Annotated in this window: 14 protein-coding genes; 7 read left to right on the top strand and 7 right to left on the bottom strand. The window is 65.2% G+C overall.

Annotated elements, in window-relative coordinates; genetic code table 11:
• Positions 1 to 195: 195 nt before the first annotated feature.
• The 4 genes from pyk to G3N95_RS14160 all read right to left on the bottom strand — a co-directional run bounded on the left by pyk (position 196) and on the right by G3N95_RS14160 (position 4604).
• Positions 196 to 1632, bottom strand: a complete 1437-nt coding sequence (gene pyk / locus G3N95_RS14145) for a pyruvate kinase (protein WP_205970670.1) — start codon at positions 1630 to 1632, stop codon at positions 196 to 198.
• Positions 1633 to 2117: 485 nt separating this feature from the next.
• A complete protein-coding gene (locus tag G3N95_RS14150) occupies positions 2118 to 3311 on the bottom strand; it encodes a phosphoglycerate kinase (RefSeq protein ID WP_205970672.1) in 1194 nt (397 codons plus the stop codon).
• A 217-nt stretch (positions 3312 to 3528) separates the two neighbouring features.
• Positions 3529 to 3852, bottom strand: a complete 324-nt coding sequence (locus G3N95_RS14155; protein WP_205970673.1) for an AzlD domain-containing protein — start codon at positions 3850 to 3852, stop codon at positions 3529 to 3531.
• Entirely contained in the window at positions 3849 to 4604 is a 756-nt protein-coding gene (locus G3N95_RS14160) for an AzlC family ABC transporter permease (protein ID WP_205970674.1), read from the bottom strand. Before G3N95_RS14160 ends, G3N95_RS14155 begins: the two co-directional genes overlap by 4 nt.
• A 333-nt stretch (positions 4605 to 4937) precedes the next feature.
• Here G3N95_RS14160 and G3N95_RS14165 point away from each other — a divergent pair, with 333 nt between their 5' ends.
• The 6 genes from G3N95_RS14165 (at position 4938) to G3N95_RS14190 (ending at position 9719) form a co-directional block, all read left to right on the top strand.
• Positions 4938 to 5861: a branched-chain amino acid transaminase gene (locus G3N95_RS14165; protein ID WP_205970676.1), complete on the top strand. Its 924-nt coding sequence runs from the start codon at positions 4938 to 4940 to the stop codon at positions 5859 to 5861.
• Positions 5862 to 5932: 71 nt separating this feature from the next.
• A complete protein-coding gene (locus G3N95_RS14170; protein ID WP_007590092.1) occupies positions 5933 to 6127 on the top strand; it encodes a zinc-finger domain-containing protein in 195 nt (64 codons plus the stop codon).
• A gap of 191 nt (positions 6128 to 6318) precedes the next feature.
• Positions 6319 to 7344, top strand: coding sequence for a lipopolysaccharide heptosyltransferase II (gene waaF / locus G3N95_RS14175; RefSeq protein WP_205970677.1), 1026 nt, complete (start codon positions 6319 to 6321; stop codon positions 7342 to 7344).
• A gap of 175 nt (positions 7345 to 7519) precedes the next feature.
• Positions 7520 to 7966, top strand: coding sequence for a nuclear transport factor 2 family protein (locus G3N95_RS14180; RefSeq protein WP_012399871.1), 447 nt, complete (start codon positions 7520 to 7522; stop codon positions 7964 to 7966).
• A gap of 75 nt (positions 7967 to 8041) precedes the next feature.
• Positions 8042 to 9130, top strand: coding sequence for a hydrolase (locus G3N95_RS14185; protein ID WP_205970680.1), 1089 nt, complete (start codon positions 8042 to 8044; stop codon positions 9128 to 9130).
• A complete protein-coding gene (locus G3N95_RS14190; protein ID WP_205970681.1) occupies positions 9123 to 9719 on the top strand; it encodes a DUF2946 family protein in 597 nt (198 codons plus the stop codon). The genes G3N95_RS14185 and G3N95_RS14190 overlap by 8 nt, the downstream gene beginning before the upstream one ends.
• On the opposite strand, the gene G3N95_RS14195 is transcribed toward G3N95_RS14190, so the two are convergent.
• Positions 9716 to 11404, bottom strand: a complete 1689-nt coding sequence (locus G3N95_RS14195) for a M48 family metalloprotease (protein WP_205970682.1) — start codon at positions 11402 to 11404, stop codon at positions 9716 to 9718. The genes G3N95_RS14190 and G3N95_RS14195 overlap by 4 nt on opposite strands.
• A gap of 201 nt (positions 11405 to 11605) precedes the next feature.
• Between G3N95_RS14195 and moaC the strand changes: the two genes are divergently transcribed.
• Positions 11606 to 12082, top strand: coding sequence for a cyclic pyranopterin monophosphate synthase MoaC (moaC, locus tag G3N95_RS14200; RefSeq protein ID WP_205970684.1), 477 nt, complete (start codon positions 11606 to 11608; stop codon positions 12080 to 12082).
• Between the two features lie 80 nt (positions 12083 to 12162).
• On the opposite strand, the gene G3N95_RS14205 is transcribed toward moaC, so the two are convergent.
• Positions 12163 to 13953: a Wzy polymerase domain-containing protein gene (locus tag G3N95_RS14205; protein ID WP_205970685.1), complete on the bottom strand. Its 1791-nt coding sequence runs from the start codon at positions 13951 to 13953 to the stop codon at positions 12163 to 12165.
• A gap of 170 nt (positions 13954 to 14123) precedes the next feature.
• Entirely contained in the window at positions 14124 to 14741 is a 618-nt protein-coding gene (locus tag G3N95_RS14210; RefSeq protein WP_205970686.1) for a pilin, read from the bottom strand.
• Positions 14742 to 14881 lie beyond the last annotated feature (140 nt).

Genomic DNA, 14881 nt, shown 5'->3' on the forward strand with positions numbered 1-14881 from the left:
TATGCAATTTCGTGCAATTTTATCGTGAAGCAGACCGTGTCCCGCGCGCACGCTCCCAAACTGTGTGCGCCGCCTCTCTTTCAGGGACACGGCTTACTGCTTCACGCGTGCCGTTCGGCTGGCCGTTCTTCCTCAACGTAACGGCTTGCTATCACCCGCTCTCGCGGCGGTGATGGCTGGCTCAACCTGCTCGCGTCAGACCGGCTCGCCGACGCGAACGATCTTCAGCGTGTTCGTGCCGCCTGCCTGGCCCATCGGCTCGCCGACAGTCAGCACGACCATGTCGCCGCGCGCCGCATAGCCCTTGCCCACCACCACTTCGAGCGCCTGCGCGAGCGCGATGTCGCGATCGCTGCTGGTATCCAGATGCAGCGACGTCACGTTGCGGTAGATCGCCATCGCGCGCTCGCTGCCCGTGCGGGGCGTCAGCGCGAAGATGGGCACGTGGGTCCAGTGACGCGACATCCACAGCGCCGTCGAGCCCGACTCAGTCAACGCGACGATCGCCTTTGCGCCCAGGTGATACGCGGTGAACAGCGCGCCCATCGCGATCGACTGGTCGATGCGGGTGAACGTGCGGTCGAGGAAATCCTTGTCCAGTTCGACATGCTCGGACTTCTCGGCTTCGACGCAGATGGCAGCCATCGTTTCGATGGTCTGCACCGGGTACTTGCCCGCCGCCGATTCCGCCGACAGCATCACCGCGTCCGTGCCGTCCAGCACCGCGTTCGCGACGTCCGACACTTCCGCGCGGGTCGGCACCGGCGCGTGGATCATCGATTCCATCATCTGCGTGGCCGTGATCACGAACTTGTTCATGTCGCGCGCCATCTTGATCATGCGCTTTTGCAGCGCGGGCACAGCCGCGTTGCCGACTTCCACGGCGAGGTCGCCGCGCGCGACCATGATGCCGTCCGATGCTTCGAGAATGCCTTGCAGCGCCGGAATCGCTTCGGCGCGCTCGATCTTCGCGATCATCTTCGGCTTGATGCCGTAAGGCGCGCCCGCGATGTTCGCGAGCTGGCGCGCCATTTCCATGTCGGTTGCGTTCTTCGGGAACGACACGGCGACGTAGTCCGCGCCCAGCGACATCGCCGTGCGGATATCTTCCATGTCCTTCGCGGTCAGCGCCGGCGCCGTCAGGCCGCCGCCCTGGCGGTTGATGCCCTTGTTGTTCGACAGGTCGCCGCCGATCTTCACCACGGTATGGATCTCGCTGCCGATCACGCGGGCAACCGTCAGCACGATCAGGCCGTCGTTCAGGAGCAGCGTGTCGCCCGCTCGCAGGTCGCGCGGCAGATCCTTGTAGTCGAGACCGACGCGGTCGTCGTTGCCGAGCTCGCAGTCGGCGTCGAGGATGAAGGTGTTGCCGGCGATCAGCGTGGTCTTGCCGTTTTCGAACTTGCCGACACGGATTTTCGGGCCTTGCAGATCGGCCATGATGCCGACCTCGCGGCCTGCCTGCCGGGCCGCTTCACGTACGAACTCCGCGCGTTGACGATGGTCGTCGGCGGTGCCGTGCGAGAAGTTGAGACGCACCACGTCGGCGCCCGCCTGAATCATCTGCAGCAGGATGTCCTGTGTGCTGGAAGCGGGTCCGATGGTTGCGACAATCTTGGTGGCGCGATGCATGAGTCTCCTCGTCTGGATGGGATCGCTGGGATGAACGTTGGGAGTCGGATGCGGAGGCTGCGCAACGACAGGTGCTGCATGGGGTGGTGCGCCGTTCGTTCCCTTCGAACCTTGAAGGCCCGGCGTCGAATCGTGGGGAGCTGCTGCGATCGTCGATGTCTGCGGCCGGGTGGACCCGGCTGCAGGCAAGGATGGGTCGGCTTCGGTGTGCGAGGCGAGAGACACCGTTGCGGTTGAATCGGCCGGTTCTGCCGCGCCCTCTGCGTGAGGCGCGCTATCCATGACGGCCAGTTCGGAATTCTGCTGCTCTTCGGCAAGGGCTGCGGTCTGTGCCACGGGCGCGTTGCCGGAAATTTGCGAGGCCGCCTGAGCTGCGGCCCCGGATTGCAGCGCCTGTGCGGAGCGCGCTGCGCGCTCCCCTGTCGCTGCCGTGCGCGACGCGTTGCGCGTCTTCTGAGGCTTGTTGGGGGAGCGCGTCGCCATTATCAGGCCCGCGATTCCAGCACTGCGACTGCGGGCAGCTTCTTGCCCTCGAGGAACTCGAGGAAGGCGCCGCCGCCCGTCGAGATATAGCTGACCTTGTCGTGGATGCCGTACTTTGCGATGGCCGCGAGCGTGTCGCCGCCGCCTGCGATCGAGTAAGCCGACGACTTCGCGATGGCTTCAGCAAGCGTCTTCGTGCCGTTGCCGAACTGGTCGAACTCGAACACGCCGACCGGGCCGTTCCACACGACCGTGCCTGCCTTTTCGAGCTGCCCGGCCAGCGCCTTCGCCGTTTCCGGTCCGATGTCGAGGATCATGTCGTCGTCTTCGATGTCGGCGACCTGCTTGACAGTGGCTTGCGCCGTCGCCGCGAATTCCTTCGCGGTGACCACGTCCGACGGGATCGGCACCGATGCGCCACGCGCCTTCGCTGCTTCGATGATCGCCTTCGCTTCGTCAACGAGATCGGCTTCGACCAGCGACTTGCCGATCTTCAGGCCCGCAGCGAGCATGAACGTGTTGGCGATGCCGCCGCCGACGATCAGCTGATCGACCTTGTCGGCGAGCGACTTCAGGATGGTCAGCTTGGTCGACACCTTCGAGCCCGCGACGATCGCCACGAGCGGACGCTTCGGCGCGCCGAGCGCCTTGCCGAGCGCTTCCAGTTCAGCCGCGAGCAGCGGACCCGCGCAGGCGACGCTCGCGTACTTCGCGATGCCGTGCGTGGTCGCTTCCGCGCGGTGCGCCGTGCCGAACGCATCGTTCACGTACACGTCGCAGAGCTTCGCCATTTTTTGCGCGAGCTCGTCGGAATCCTTCTTTTCGCCCTTGTTCACGCGGCAGTTTTCGAGCAGCACGACCTGGCCCGGCGCGACGTTCACGCCGTTCTCGACCCAGTTCTGCACGAGCGGTACGTCACGGCCGAGCAGTTCGGCGAGTCGCTTCGCGACGGGCGCGAGGGAATCTTCAGGCTTGAAGTCGCCTTCCGTCGGGCGGCCCAGGTGCGACGTGACCATGACGGCCGCACCCGCGTCCAGCGCGGACTTGATGGCGGGCACGGAAGCGCGGATGCGGGTGTCTTCGGTGATGTTGCCCGCGTCGTCCTGAGGCACGTTCAGGTCGGCGCGGATGAAGACGCGTTTGCCGGATAGCTTGCCTTCGGCGATCAGATCGGAGAGACGCAATACCTTGTTCATGATTCGTATGCGAGTTGATTGGAAGGCGGTGCGGACGCTGCGCGAACGGCCCCTCGCGATCGGTGCCGGCGGCTTCGCGCATGTTCCGGGAGACGGCTATTTTAACCGATCGACAGACCGATCTAAGCCGATCCGAGCGAATCCCGGTATTTGCCGGCGGTAGCGGGCGTTGCGCGATATTGCAGCGCAACATCCGCAGGCCCGCCGGCAAGCGGCGTCAGAAGATCAGCCGCAGCGCCGTGAACACCAGCATCCCGACGACAATCGTACCGAGCATCGTGCGCCGCCACAGGAACCACGCGAGGCCCGCGAGCGTGCCGTACAACTCGTGGTTCGACAGCGCCAGCGACACGCCGCTGTCCGTCACCATCACATCCGGCACGACCACGGCCGCAAGCGCCGCCGCGGGTGCGTAACGCAGCATCCGTTGCGCGCGCTCCGGCAGCACCGTGCGTTCACCCCCGATCAGAAACAGCGCGCGTGTCACCGCTGTGACAAACGTCATGCCGATGATCGCGAGCCAGATTTGCAGGGTGCTCATTGCGCGTCTCCCGGGCTTCTCGTTCTGTTGCGGATGCGGCGCAGGTCGGCGCGCTCGACGAGCGCGTCGGCGGCCGTGCCCGCGACGATGGCCGTCACGACGGCGAGCGGCAGCGCGAGACGATACGGCAGATCGAACGCGATCAGCGCGACGATGCCCGCGACGCTCACGGCCGCCAGCGTCGAGCGCGAGGAAATCGCCGACACCATCACGGGGATCAGCGCGAGCGTGCCCGCGAGCGAAAGGCCCCAGTTATCCGGAAACAGGCTCGCGAGCAGGATACCGATGATCGACGACACCTGCCACGACAGCCAGCTCGCGATGGCCATGCCCCAGAAATATGCTTCCTTCCCGGGCACGTAACCGTGCTGGAAGCCCTTCTTCTGGAACAGCAGATAGATGACGTCGCCGTTGAAATAACCGACCAGCAGGCGCCGGTACAGCGGCAGATAGGAAAAGTGAGGCGCGAGCCCGACGCTGAAGATCACGAAGCGCGTGTTCACCATCGCGGCCGTCAACAGGATCGTCCAGATGGGCAGCTTGGCGAGCATCAGCGGCAGCACGGCCAGTTGCGACGAGCCCGCGTAGACCAGCAGCGACATCGCGAGCGACTGCGGCACGGTCATCACCGACTTGCTCATCGCGATGCCCGTCACAAGACCCCAGGAGAAGATCGCCATCAGCGTCGGCGAATAGGCGCGCGCGCCATCACGGAAGGCACGGCGGTCGAGTTCGGACAAGCGAGCGAGCATGAGACAGATGCGGCGCGGCGCGATGAACGCCACGATGGCAGGAGGTCAGCGCCAGATCGTGAAGCAGCCGCTGGCGCACGCGGTTTTGTATTCAGCAACCGCCGGATTATAGCGTCCGGGGTGCCCGCGAATGCCCGTTGCTTGTGCAAAAGACGCTAAAATATCGCTTTTCGCCGCATGGCGCGCCTGTATCTGTCGTCGTCGCGCCACGCCCCGATTACCCGAATCCGACGCCACGGTCGAACGTCGCGAAGCGACGTCACGATCACACGTCACGATTCGAACAATCCGAACAACCCGCGAACCCGCGACCCGAACTGCCTGGAGAACCGTATGTCAATGGCCGACCGCGACGGCAAGATCTGGATGGATGGCAAGCTCATCGATTGGCGCGACGCCAAGATCCACGTCCTCACCCATACGCTGCACTACGGCATGGGCGTCTTCGAAGGCGTGCGAGCCTACAAGACGGCCGACGGCGGCACGTCGATCTTCCGCCTGAACGAGCACACCAAGCGTCTCCTGAACTCGGCCAAGATCTTCCAGATGGATGTCCCGTTCGACCACGAAACGCTCGCCGCCGCGCAGCGCGAAGTCGTCCGCGAGAACAAGCTGGAGTCGTGCTACCTGCGCCCGATCATCTGGGTCGGTTCGGAAAAGCTGGGCGTGTCGGCGAAGGGCAACACCATCCACGTCGCGATCGCCGCATGGCCGTGGGGCGCGTATCTCGGCGAAGACGGCATCAGGAAGGGCATCCGCGTGAAGACGTCGTCGTTCACGCGCCACCACGTGAACGTGTCGATGGTCCGCGCGAAGGCGTCGGGCTGGTACGTCAACTCGATCCTCGCGAACCAGGAAGCCACGGCCGACGGCTACGACGAAGCGCTGCTGCTCGACGTGGACGGCTACGTGTCGGAAGGCTCGGGCGAGAACTTCTTCCTCGTGAACAACGGCAAGCTGTATACGCCCGACCTGTCGTCGTGCCTCGACGGCATCACGCGCGACACCGTGATCACGCTGGCGAAGGACGCAGGCATCGAAGTGATCGAAAAGCGCATCACTCGCGACGAAGTCTATACGGCCGACGAAGCCTTCTTCACGGGCACGGCCGCGGAAGTCACGCCCATCCGCGAACTCGACAACCGTACGATCGGCTCCGGCACGCGCGGCCCGATCACGGAGAAGCTGCAATCGGGCTTCTTCGATATCGTGAACGGCAAGAGCGCGAAGTACGCGCACTGGCTGACGAAGATCTGAATTCCGCGGGCGCGGCATCGGCAAAATGAAGCCGGCCGCGCCCGTTCTCTGCATACAACGAGAAAGTCCCTATGAGCGAAATCAAGGAAATGCCGCTGGTCGAACTGTCGGCAAAAGATCTTCCTGCGTATTGTCCGAACCCGTCGATGCCGCGCTGGAGCAACCATCCGCGCGTCTTCATCGACGTGACGCACGGCGAGGCGCGCTGCCCCTACTGCAGCACGCGCTACAAGCTGCGCGACGGCGAAGTGATCAAGGGGCACTGAGCCGCTGCTTGCTTCGCTCCGTCTGATGCACGGGCTGCGGCGTTGCGCGTCGTCTGGTCAGGCAGCGGGAAGCTGAACTTTCCGCCGCGCGCGCCGATATAGCCTGGGCCGTAGCTCACTACCCCGACAACCCCGGCACCGTGCGCCTCGAGCGCGCGGCGCCTTATTTTCGACATCGGAAACTCACCCTGATGCGTCGCGCGTTGGTTATCGCACCGAACTGGATCGGTGACGCATTGATGGCGCAGCCTTTGTTTGCGCGCCTCGTGAAATTGCATCCGCGCATCGCGATCGATGCCGTCGCGCCCACCTGGGTCGCGCCCGTGCTCGAACGGATGCCTGAAATCCGCGATGTCTACGCCACCGATCTCGCACACGGCAAGCTGCAGATGCTGCGTCGCTGGCAGCTCGCGAGCGACTTGCGCGACGTCGGCTACGACGCGGCGTACGTGCTGCCCAATTCGCTGAAGTCCGCGCTGATTCCGTGGATGGCTGGGATTCCGCTGCGCATCGGCTATACGGGCGAAAGCCGCTACGGTCTGTTGAACGTGCGGCACGCGAATCCGCGCAAGGACGAGCGTCCGCCGATGGTCGGCCAGTACGCGGTGCTAGCGTATGCGCCCGGCGCGAAAGTGCCCGAAGACCTCGCGCCGCCCCGCCTCGACGCCGATCTGAACGAAGCGGCGCGCGTGTCCACGCGCTTCAATCTGGATACGCGCGTGCCGCTGCTGGTCTTCTGCCCGGGCGCCGAGTACGGCCCTGCCAAACGCTGGCCGCCCGAACACTTCGCGGCGCTCGCGCAGATGGTCGGCCAGTCGTTCCCGTACACGAAGATCATCGCGCTCGGCTCGCCGAAGGACGCGCCCATTGCCCAGGCCATCGCCGACCGCGCGCCGAACGTGCGCAACCTGTGCGGGCAGACGGCACTGGGCGAGGCCTGCGCGCTGATCTCGCGGGCGAGCGCCGTGGTCACCAACGACTCCGGGCTGATGCACGTCGCGGCCGCGCTGCGCCGGCCGCTCGTCGCCGTGTACGGATCGACCGATCCGCGCCACACACCGCCCTTGTCGGACCTCGCAAAGGTACAATGGCTGCATCTCGAGTGCAGTCCGTGCTTCCAGCGCGAATGTCCGCTGGGTCATCTGAACTGCCTGCGGCAACTGAGCGCCGAACAGGTATTCGACGACCTGCGCGGCATGTTGCTCGCGCAACGCTGACTGTCCGGCACATCGAACGGTCCGCTGCGCCATCGGTCGAGCTTCGCGCGGGCGCTGTCCCGCGTGCATCCGCGGCGTCATGCTCGCGTCTTGCGGCGCGAGCATGCTGGCGGATGGCCTGCTGTACACCACTGACCCGCAACCGCGCGCGCAGCGCGCAAGAGACTGACGAGCCATGCCACGTTTTGCCCACATCTTCGAAGCCGCTGCGGACACCCTGAACGCTTATTACCAGGCGGTCGCGGAGGTCAATATCGACAGCTTGATGGGCCTGTGGATCGACGAGGAGTTCGTCAGTTGCATCTGCGCCGACGGTTCGCATCTGCATGGCCTGGACGCGATCCGCTCGGGCCTGACCATCCAGCTCGAAGCGCAGCCCGTGTCGATCGAGCCGCTCGACATCCGCGTATACGATAGCCTCGGCACCGTCGTCTATGCGATTGCCGAAGCACACCGGCCGGCCGACCCGGCCGCCGTGCCGTCGATGGTCTTCACCACCTACGTGATGGTTCACGAGCGCGGCGAATGGAAGATCGCGCATATCCACGCGAGTGCGATGCCGAACGAAACGGCCTCGCAGTTTGCTGCCAAAATGAGACATGGTCAGGGCGCGCTGCACTGAAGCGTCCCGCGAGACCCGCTTGAAAGAAGCCCGGATAGCTTCGGCACGGGGCTTCGCCTGAATACCGGTGTTGGCATGAGCACGACCCACGACAATAAAGCTGCTTCCAGACCGGCCCTCGATGCAACAGCGGCTGCGGTGGAGGCTGCTGTGGGCAGCACACCCGTCGAAGCGGCCATTGACATGATTTACCGCGCGCCGCTCTGGCTGCCCAACAGCCACATCCAGACCATCGTTCCCGCGCTGTTCGGACGACGCCCCGTCGTCACCTACCGGCGCGAGCGCTGGAATACGCCCGACGGCGATTTCATCGACCTCGACTGGCTCGCGCCCGATCCGCTCACGGGCTATCGCGCGGCGCCTGGTGCGCCGCTCTTCGTGCTGTTTCACGGGCTGGAAGGCAGTTCGGACTCGCATTACGCGCGTACCTTGATGGCCGCCGCTTATGCGCGCGGCTGGCACGGCGTCGTGCCGCACTTTCGCAGTTGCAGCGGGCCGATGAATCTGCTGCCGCGCTTCTATCATCTCGCGGACAGCAACGAAGTCGACTGGGTGCTGCGGCGTCTGCGCGAACTGCACAGCGGGCCGATCGTGGCGGCGGGCGTGTCGCTGGGCGGCAACGTGTTGCTGCGCTGGCTCGGCGAGCGTCGCGAGGACGCGTCGATCATCGCCGCGGCAGCCGCGATCTCCGCGCCGCTCGACGTCCATGCGGGCGGCCGCGCGCTGTCGCAAGGCCTCGGCATGATCTACACGCGCAGCTTCCTGAAGACGCTCAAGCTGAAGGCGCAGCAAAAGCTCGCGCAGTATCCCGGCCTGTTCGATCTGGACGATGTGCTCGCCAGCCGCACGATGCATGAATTCGACGACCTCGTGACGGCCCCGCTGCACGGCTTTCGCAACGCGGATGACTATTGGACCCGCGCGACGACCCGCCCACTGTTGCCGGGCATCACCGTGCCGACGCTCGTGCTCAACGCGCGCAACGACCCGTTCCTGCCGGGAGCGGTGCTGCCGTCGCGCAGCGAGGTATCATCGATGGTGGAACTCGATCAACCGGCGCATGGCGGACACGTCGGCTTCATGACGGGCCCCTTCCCCGGCCGGATCGACTGGCTTTCGCGCCGGGTCTTCGGCTATCTCGACCCGTTCACGCAATATGGATGACATCGTCAAGCAGGCACTGGCCAAATGGCCGAACGTGCCGCATTGCACCGGCTGGCTGCTGCTCGACCGGCGCGGCAACTGGCGGATGCGCGACGAAGCCGCGCAAGCGGCGGGCGCCCTCGGCGAGCCGATCCGGCATACCGCCCTGCTCGGCTTCATCAACCGCAACTACGAGGCCGACGACGCCGGCCAATGGTTCTTTCAGAACGGACCGCAGCGGGTGTACGTCGAACTCGGCTACACGCCGTTCGTCGTGCGGCTTGCCACGGATGACACGAGCGGCCAGCTCAAGCTCACCGATCAGGCGAGCGTGGCTTTCGAACCGGCTGCGGTCTACCTCGACGACGAAGGCGGCATTCTCTTCACGGACCAGTCGACACCCGCGCGCGTCGCCGTCCTGCACGACCACGATCTCGATCTGTTCTCCGAACACGCGGACCTCGCCTCCGACGGGCAAAGCGGTGAGTTTCGCTGGCGAGACGGCGTTGCGTTGACACTCGAGTCCGTACGCAAGTCCGAGGTCGAGAAGCGCTTTGGATTCGTCGCAAGTCCCGCTGCACATGCGGCCGATGCATCCGGCGAACATTAACTGCTGCTCTTTTCGTCCTCGCGCTCTTCCTTATAGCGCGCCTCGAACTCGTGCAGGCGCGCGTCGATCGTCGCGAGGTCGTAGTAGCCGACCGACTTGATGTCGCGCGCTTCCTTCAGTTGCCGGATAGCCGACGGCCACGCCCCTTCCAGCGCGAACTTTTCCGCCAGCGCACGATGCTGCGTCAGCGCGTCGCCCGTACCGACGCTCGCCTGCGCGAGGTAGCGCCACCAGACGGGCTGCTGCGGATCGGCGCGCGTCTCGCGCAGCGCCTGCGCCTGCGCTTCGCTGAAACGGCGCGCGGTGAGGAGCGTCTGCAGACGCATATCGATGACGGCGTGAGATTGCGGCCAGCGCCTTTGCGCGAGTTCCGCAAGACGCACGGCTTCGTCGTTGTGCCCGGAGCGCCGCGCGAGATCGACGGCGAGCACGTCGAGGCTCGGCGAACTGCGCCCGGAATCGCCTTCGGCGCGCTCGTTTGCGTCGAACGCGGTGCGCGCATTGGCCAGCGACACGGCCGCCTCGTCGTAGCGGTCGATCAGCATTTGCGCGTACGCGATGCCGTACCAGTTGCCCGCCACATTCAGTGCCGTGCGGTCTTCGATCTCCGAACGCATGCGCGAAATATCGTCGGCGTATTCGCTGCGCGAGCGGTCCTGAAGCACGCGCGCCCGCGCCCGCACGAAAGCGTATTCCGACGACTGGTGCGGCTGCCGGTAAGGCGAACGGCGCGCGCGATCGGCCATGTCGGCGATCCGCTCGCCCGTCAGCGGATGCGTGCGCGCGTAGGCGGGCGCGCCCGCGTCGCTCATCGACGCGCGATCGAGACGCTCGAAAAACGCCACCATCCCGTACGGGTCATAGCCCGCCGCAGCGAGCATCTGGAAGCCGACGCGGTCCGCTTCGTGCTCGGCCGCGCGCGAAAAGCGCAACTGGTTGTCGACGGCATACGCCTGCCCGCCGATGGCGATCGCGCTGCCCAGATCGCCGCTGTGCGCGAGCACCCCCGCCAGCACGCCGAGCAGCATGCCCGCGAGCGCCGCGTAGCCGCTGTGTTCGCCCGCCGTGATCATCCGCGCGATGTGCCGTTGCAGCACGTGTCCCATTTCGTGCCCGACGACGGATGCGAGCTCGGACTCCGTTTGCGTCGAGACGATCAGCCCCGTGTTCACGCCGATGAAGCCGCCCGGCAGCGAGAACGCGTTGATCTGCGCGTCGCGCATCGCGAACAGATCGAAGTCGGGACGATAGCCGCCGATGTATTGCGCGGTCGCGGCGGCGGCGAGCCTGCCGGCAATCGAGTTCAGATAGTCGCGTACGAGCCAGTCGTCGATATAGTCGGGATCGCTGCGGACTTCGCGCATCACACGCTCGCCCAGCTTGCGTTCGGCTTGCGGCGTCAGCGTGCCGCCCGAACCGTCGCCGAGATCGGGCAACTGTTGCGTCGACATGGGCGCGTGCAGGCTTGCGTTGCCGCCGGGGTTGCCCGAAAACCGCGTCTGAGCGCCGCCGTAAAGGCCGAACACGCCCTGCGCGATATCGGGCGGCACGGACGCACCGCCGTACGTATCGAGCGGCCCGGTGACGAGCGGCAGTTCCGACAGGTTCGACGGCTGCGCGATGATCGCGGGCGGAACGGCGAGCGTGACGGACAACAATGCAGCGAAAATCCGTTTCAGACGCATTGCGGGCGGTGGCGAAATCGAAAGCGGCGTAAGGTGCCGGAAGGAACAGGCCTGTTGCGATTGTACCCAGTGCCGGCGATGCGTCGATGTGCGAAATACCCGTGGGCGTTGCCGGCCGGCGCTGGTGCGTTATCGTGAGCGCCCGGGCCGCCCGCGCCCGACTTGCGCTGCTATGATAGGCGCCCTCTGAAGGAGCGAACCATGCCTGAACTCACTCATTTCGACGCGGCCGGCCAGGCGCATATGGTGGACGTCGGCGGTAAAGCCGAAACGAAGCGCATCGCGGTCGCGCGCGGCACGATCCGCATGCTGCCCGCCACGTTCGAACTGATCCGCAAAGGCGAAGCGAAGAAAGGCGACGTGATCGGCATCGCGCGCATTGCGGCAATCCAGGGTGCGAAGCGCACGGCCGACCTGATTCCGCTGTGCCATCCGCTAGCGCTCACGCGCGTTGCGGTGGACTTCGAACTCGAGGAAGCTGTGCCTGCCGTGCATTGCCGCGTGCAGGTGGAAACGCTCGGGCGGACGGGCGTCGAGATGGAAGCGCTGACGGCTGTGCAGGTCGGGCTGCTGACCGTCTACGACATGTGCAAGGCGGTGGACCGCGGGATGACCATCACCGATGTGAAGGTGATGGAGAAGCATGGCGGGAAGTCGGGGGATTGGGTGGCGGAGTGAGCGTCCTCCGCGTGTCTCATGAGTTTTGACTGAGCGGCGCGCCTCCCGCGCCACCCTACTTCCGGCGACGAGACGGGAAATCACTCCTCGTCGTCATCGTCCTCATCGCTCTTGTTGATGTCCTTCGGTGGCGTGCCGTACTTCTTCATCAGTTCCGCCTTGAACGCACCCAGCGTTTTCTGCTGATCACACAAGTCGTAGAGATACCCGAGCTGCGATGGCCAGTCGTGAAGCTCTTCGGCGAAGATCTTCAGACGGTCCACGGTATCGAACGCGCCATTGGTATCGCCGCTCAACGCCTGCAGCACGGCATAGCGGCGCAGCACCGTTTCGCCCGGCAGCAATGCCATCGCCTGACGATGCATGGCCAGCTTGTGCGGCAGATCCTGCGAGTTCATCGGCAAGAGCGTCGCCATCCCATACTCGCCCCACGCGCCGAACAGGAACGACGGATCCTCGCGATACTGGTCGAATGGACGCGAGCCGTAGTACAGCACTTCGGAGCGCGCGTAATCGCGATAAACGGGATACAGCGCCGCCAGCCCGCCGAAGACGATCACGAGAAATGCGCCGAACGACAAACCGCCGGGAATCAGTCGCAGCGGCCGGGTGTCGAGCAGGCCGATCACGAACATCGCCGGCAGCAGGAAGAACATGTACTGCTGCGGATACTCGACGAGCGCATGCATCACGAGCACGCCGATCAGCGCAAGACCGAACACGCGCGCGGCCGTGTGCGGCGCGCGCACGACCCGCACGAACCACGCGCCGAGTCCGAGCAGCACGATGCCCAGCCCGATCAGCCCCGTCTTCGCGAGCAGATCGATGAAGATATCGTGCGAGTTGTTGGCGATCTCCACGCCGCCCAGCGACTTCACCAGATCGAACTGATAGCGCGGAAATTCGCCCCAGCCGACGCCCAGCAGCGGGTGCGTGCGGAACATCGTCCAGCCGTACTTCCACAGCGCGAGGCGCGGCGCAATCTGGCTCGCGTCCTTCATGCGTTCCGCGGCGGACTGCGCAAGATCGAGGTGATAGTGCACGTTGGCCCAGCGGACGGCCGCATTGACCCCGAAGAACAGCACGGCAAGCACGACAGGAATCAGCCACTCGCGATTGCTGCCACGGCGCGAAGCATGGCGGCGCAACTCGGCAAATGCCATCCAGAACCCCGCGACGACGATCACGCCCATTTGCAGCCAGGGGCCGCGCGACACCGTCAATGCCAGACCGCCCGAGAAAATCGCCGATACGAGCAGCCAGATGAACACGTTGATGCGCCGGGTCTGCACGAGGTACATCGCGCCCGCCGTCGCAAACGCGATGTAGGTGGCCAGGTGATTGGCCTGCGCCATGTTGCCGAACGGCCTGCGCTCGGTCAGCACGCTGTACGCGACCACCAGCGGCGTCACCTTCACTTCGAGGTGGAACAGCTGGATCGTCTGGCAGAAGACGGCAAAAAGCCCGCCGACGACCAGCGCGAAGGCCGCCGCCGTGAACACGTTTTCCGTCATATTCGCCCGGCTGAAGCCGAAGCCCGCGTGCGTCGCCATGAACGCGGCGAGCAGGAAACCGGCGCCGAGCCAGTTCATCGACGGCTGCGCGACGGGCAGGACGATCGACTGTGCGATCAACACGAGCCCGAAGCCCAGCGGCACCAGCGCGACGATGGGCGACGCGAATGCCACGCGCGGCCGGGCCGTCGACACCAGCAACGCTACGCCCGCGCCCAGCAGCAGATAGAGCGCGAGCGCCGTGAATTCGGCGTAGAAGGTCGGAATCGGATACGTGTGATTGACGACTGCATAAGGCAGGATCAACGCACAAGCCAATATGAACAGTGAAAGATAGCGTGCAAAAGGGTTGGGCATGAGTAACCGGGGACGTCAGCAACCGGCGCACTATACAAAAAAATCCTTACGCTGTGCGCCGGGTCGACGGAAATAACCCGGAATCTGGCCGCGGCACGGAAACTTTTGCCGCGGCCTTTGATGTCCGTTCGCTTTATACCGGACTCACGTCATCCACCGTTCGAGCCCGATCAGCTGCGGCACTCGGGCGGTGCGAGATTCGCCGCCAGCGTGGGTGCATCGATGGGCAGCGGACCCGATCCCGGCGCCGGCAGCGACGACGCCGCCTTGCCGCCCGCGAAGCATTCCCACGTGATAGTCCCTTTCTGCGCGGAGCCTTTCGCCAGCGCAACGCGGGCAGTCGGCGTATCGGCGTTATCGGGCGCTGACGGGACGAACACGATCGTATTCGAGCCTTCGTCGGCAACGCGCGCGGTGAACGCCACGGTAATCTGGCCCGTGTCGTCGTCGATATGGATCGACTGGACGTTGCGCGTGGCGGGCGGCGATGCGTAGCCGCTGCCGAAGGCATTGCCGCTGCCGGCGTTCTCGCCGACGGTCAGTTGCGCGGCGGCGGCAAGCGACATCCCCTCGCCGACGCGACTGCGCGCCAGATAGTCCTGATACGCCGGGATCGCATACGCGGCGATCACGCCGACGATGGCCAGCACGATCATCAATTCGATCAGCGTAAAACCCCACAGACGCCTGATACGCGCGAGGGCGGTGGGCCAGGCGCTTGGCGCACGGATGCCCGGACGATGAGCATAAAGCGTGGACAACGAAGCAACGGCAACGGTAGCGATCATCAGCAGACTCCTCAAAACGAAAGCGCCTGCCCCGGGAATCAGGACAGGCGCTTCGATCGTAGCGAGCCGCCATTTGCGCCGGCAGTCGGCCGGATGGCTAGCCGAATGGCTAATGGTGCGCGGGCTCGAGTGCCCGTAGA

This window comes from Paraburkholderia sp. Tr-20389 (assembly GCF_017104565.1).
Lineage (GTDB): Bacteria > Pseudomonadota > Gammaproteobacteria > Burkholderiales > Burkholderiaceae > Paraburkholderia.

Bases quoted from the DNA above. Each gene is read 5' to 3' on its own strand.
- G3N95_RS14205 (WP_205970685.1), bottom strand. From the start codon at position 13,953: ATGCCCAACCCTTTTGCACGCTATCTTTCACTGTTCATATTGGCTTGT.
- G3N95_RS14210 (WP_205970686.1), bottom strand. From the start codon at position 14,741: ATGATCGCTACCGTTGCCGTTGCTTCGTTGTCCACGCTTTATGCTCAT.
- G3N95_RS14185 (WP_205970680.1), top strand. From the start codon at position 8,042: ATGAGCACGACCCACGACAATAAAGCTGCTTCCAGACCGGCCCTCGAT.
- moaC (WP_205970684.1), top strand. From the start codon at position 11,606: ATGCCTGAACTCACTCATTTCGACGCGGCCGGCCAGGCGCATATGGTG.
- G3N95_RS14190 (WP_205970681.1), top strand. From the start codon at position 9,123: ATGGATGACATCGTCAAGCAGGCACTGGCCAAATGGCCGAACGTGCCG.
- G3N95_RS14165 (WP_205970676.1), top strand. From the start codon at position 4,938: ATGTCAATGGCCGACCGCGACGGCAAGATCTGGATGGATGGCAAGCTC.
- G3N95_RS14170 (WP_007590092.1), top strand. From the start codon at position 5,933: ATGAGCGAAATCAAGGAAATGCCGCTGGTCGAACTGTCGGCAAAAGAT.
- waaF (WP_205970677.1), top strand. From the start codon at position 6,319: ATGCGTCGCGCGTTGGTTATCGCACCGAACTGGATCGGTGACGCATTG.
- G3N95_RS14180 (WP_012399871.1), top strand. From the start codon at position 7,520: ATGCCACGTTTTGCCCACATCTTCGAAGCCGCTGCGGACACCCTGAAC.
- pyk (WP_205970670.1), bottom strand. From the start codon at position 1,632: ATGCATCGCGCCACCAAGATTGTCGCAACCATCGGACCCGCTTCCAGC.
- G3N95_RS14155 (WP_205970673.1), bottom strand. From the start codon at position 3,852: ATGAGCACCCTGCAAATCTGGCTCGCGATCATCGGCATGACGTTTGTC.
- G3N95_RS14150 (WP_205970672.1), bottom strand. From the start codon at position 3,311: ATGAACAAGGTATTGCGTCTCTCCGATCTGATCGCCGAAGGCAAGCTA.
- G3N95_RS14195 (WP_205970682.1), bottom strand. From the start codon at position 11,404: ATGCGTCTGAAACGGATTTTCGCTGCATTGTTGTCCGTCACGCTCGCC.
- G3N95_RS14160 (WP_205970674.1), bottom strand. From the start codon at position 4,604: ATGCTCGCTCGCTTGTCCGAACTCGACCGCCGTGCCTTCCGTGATGGC.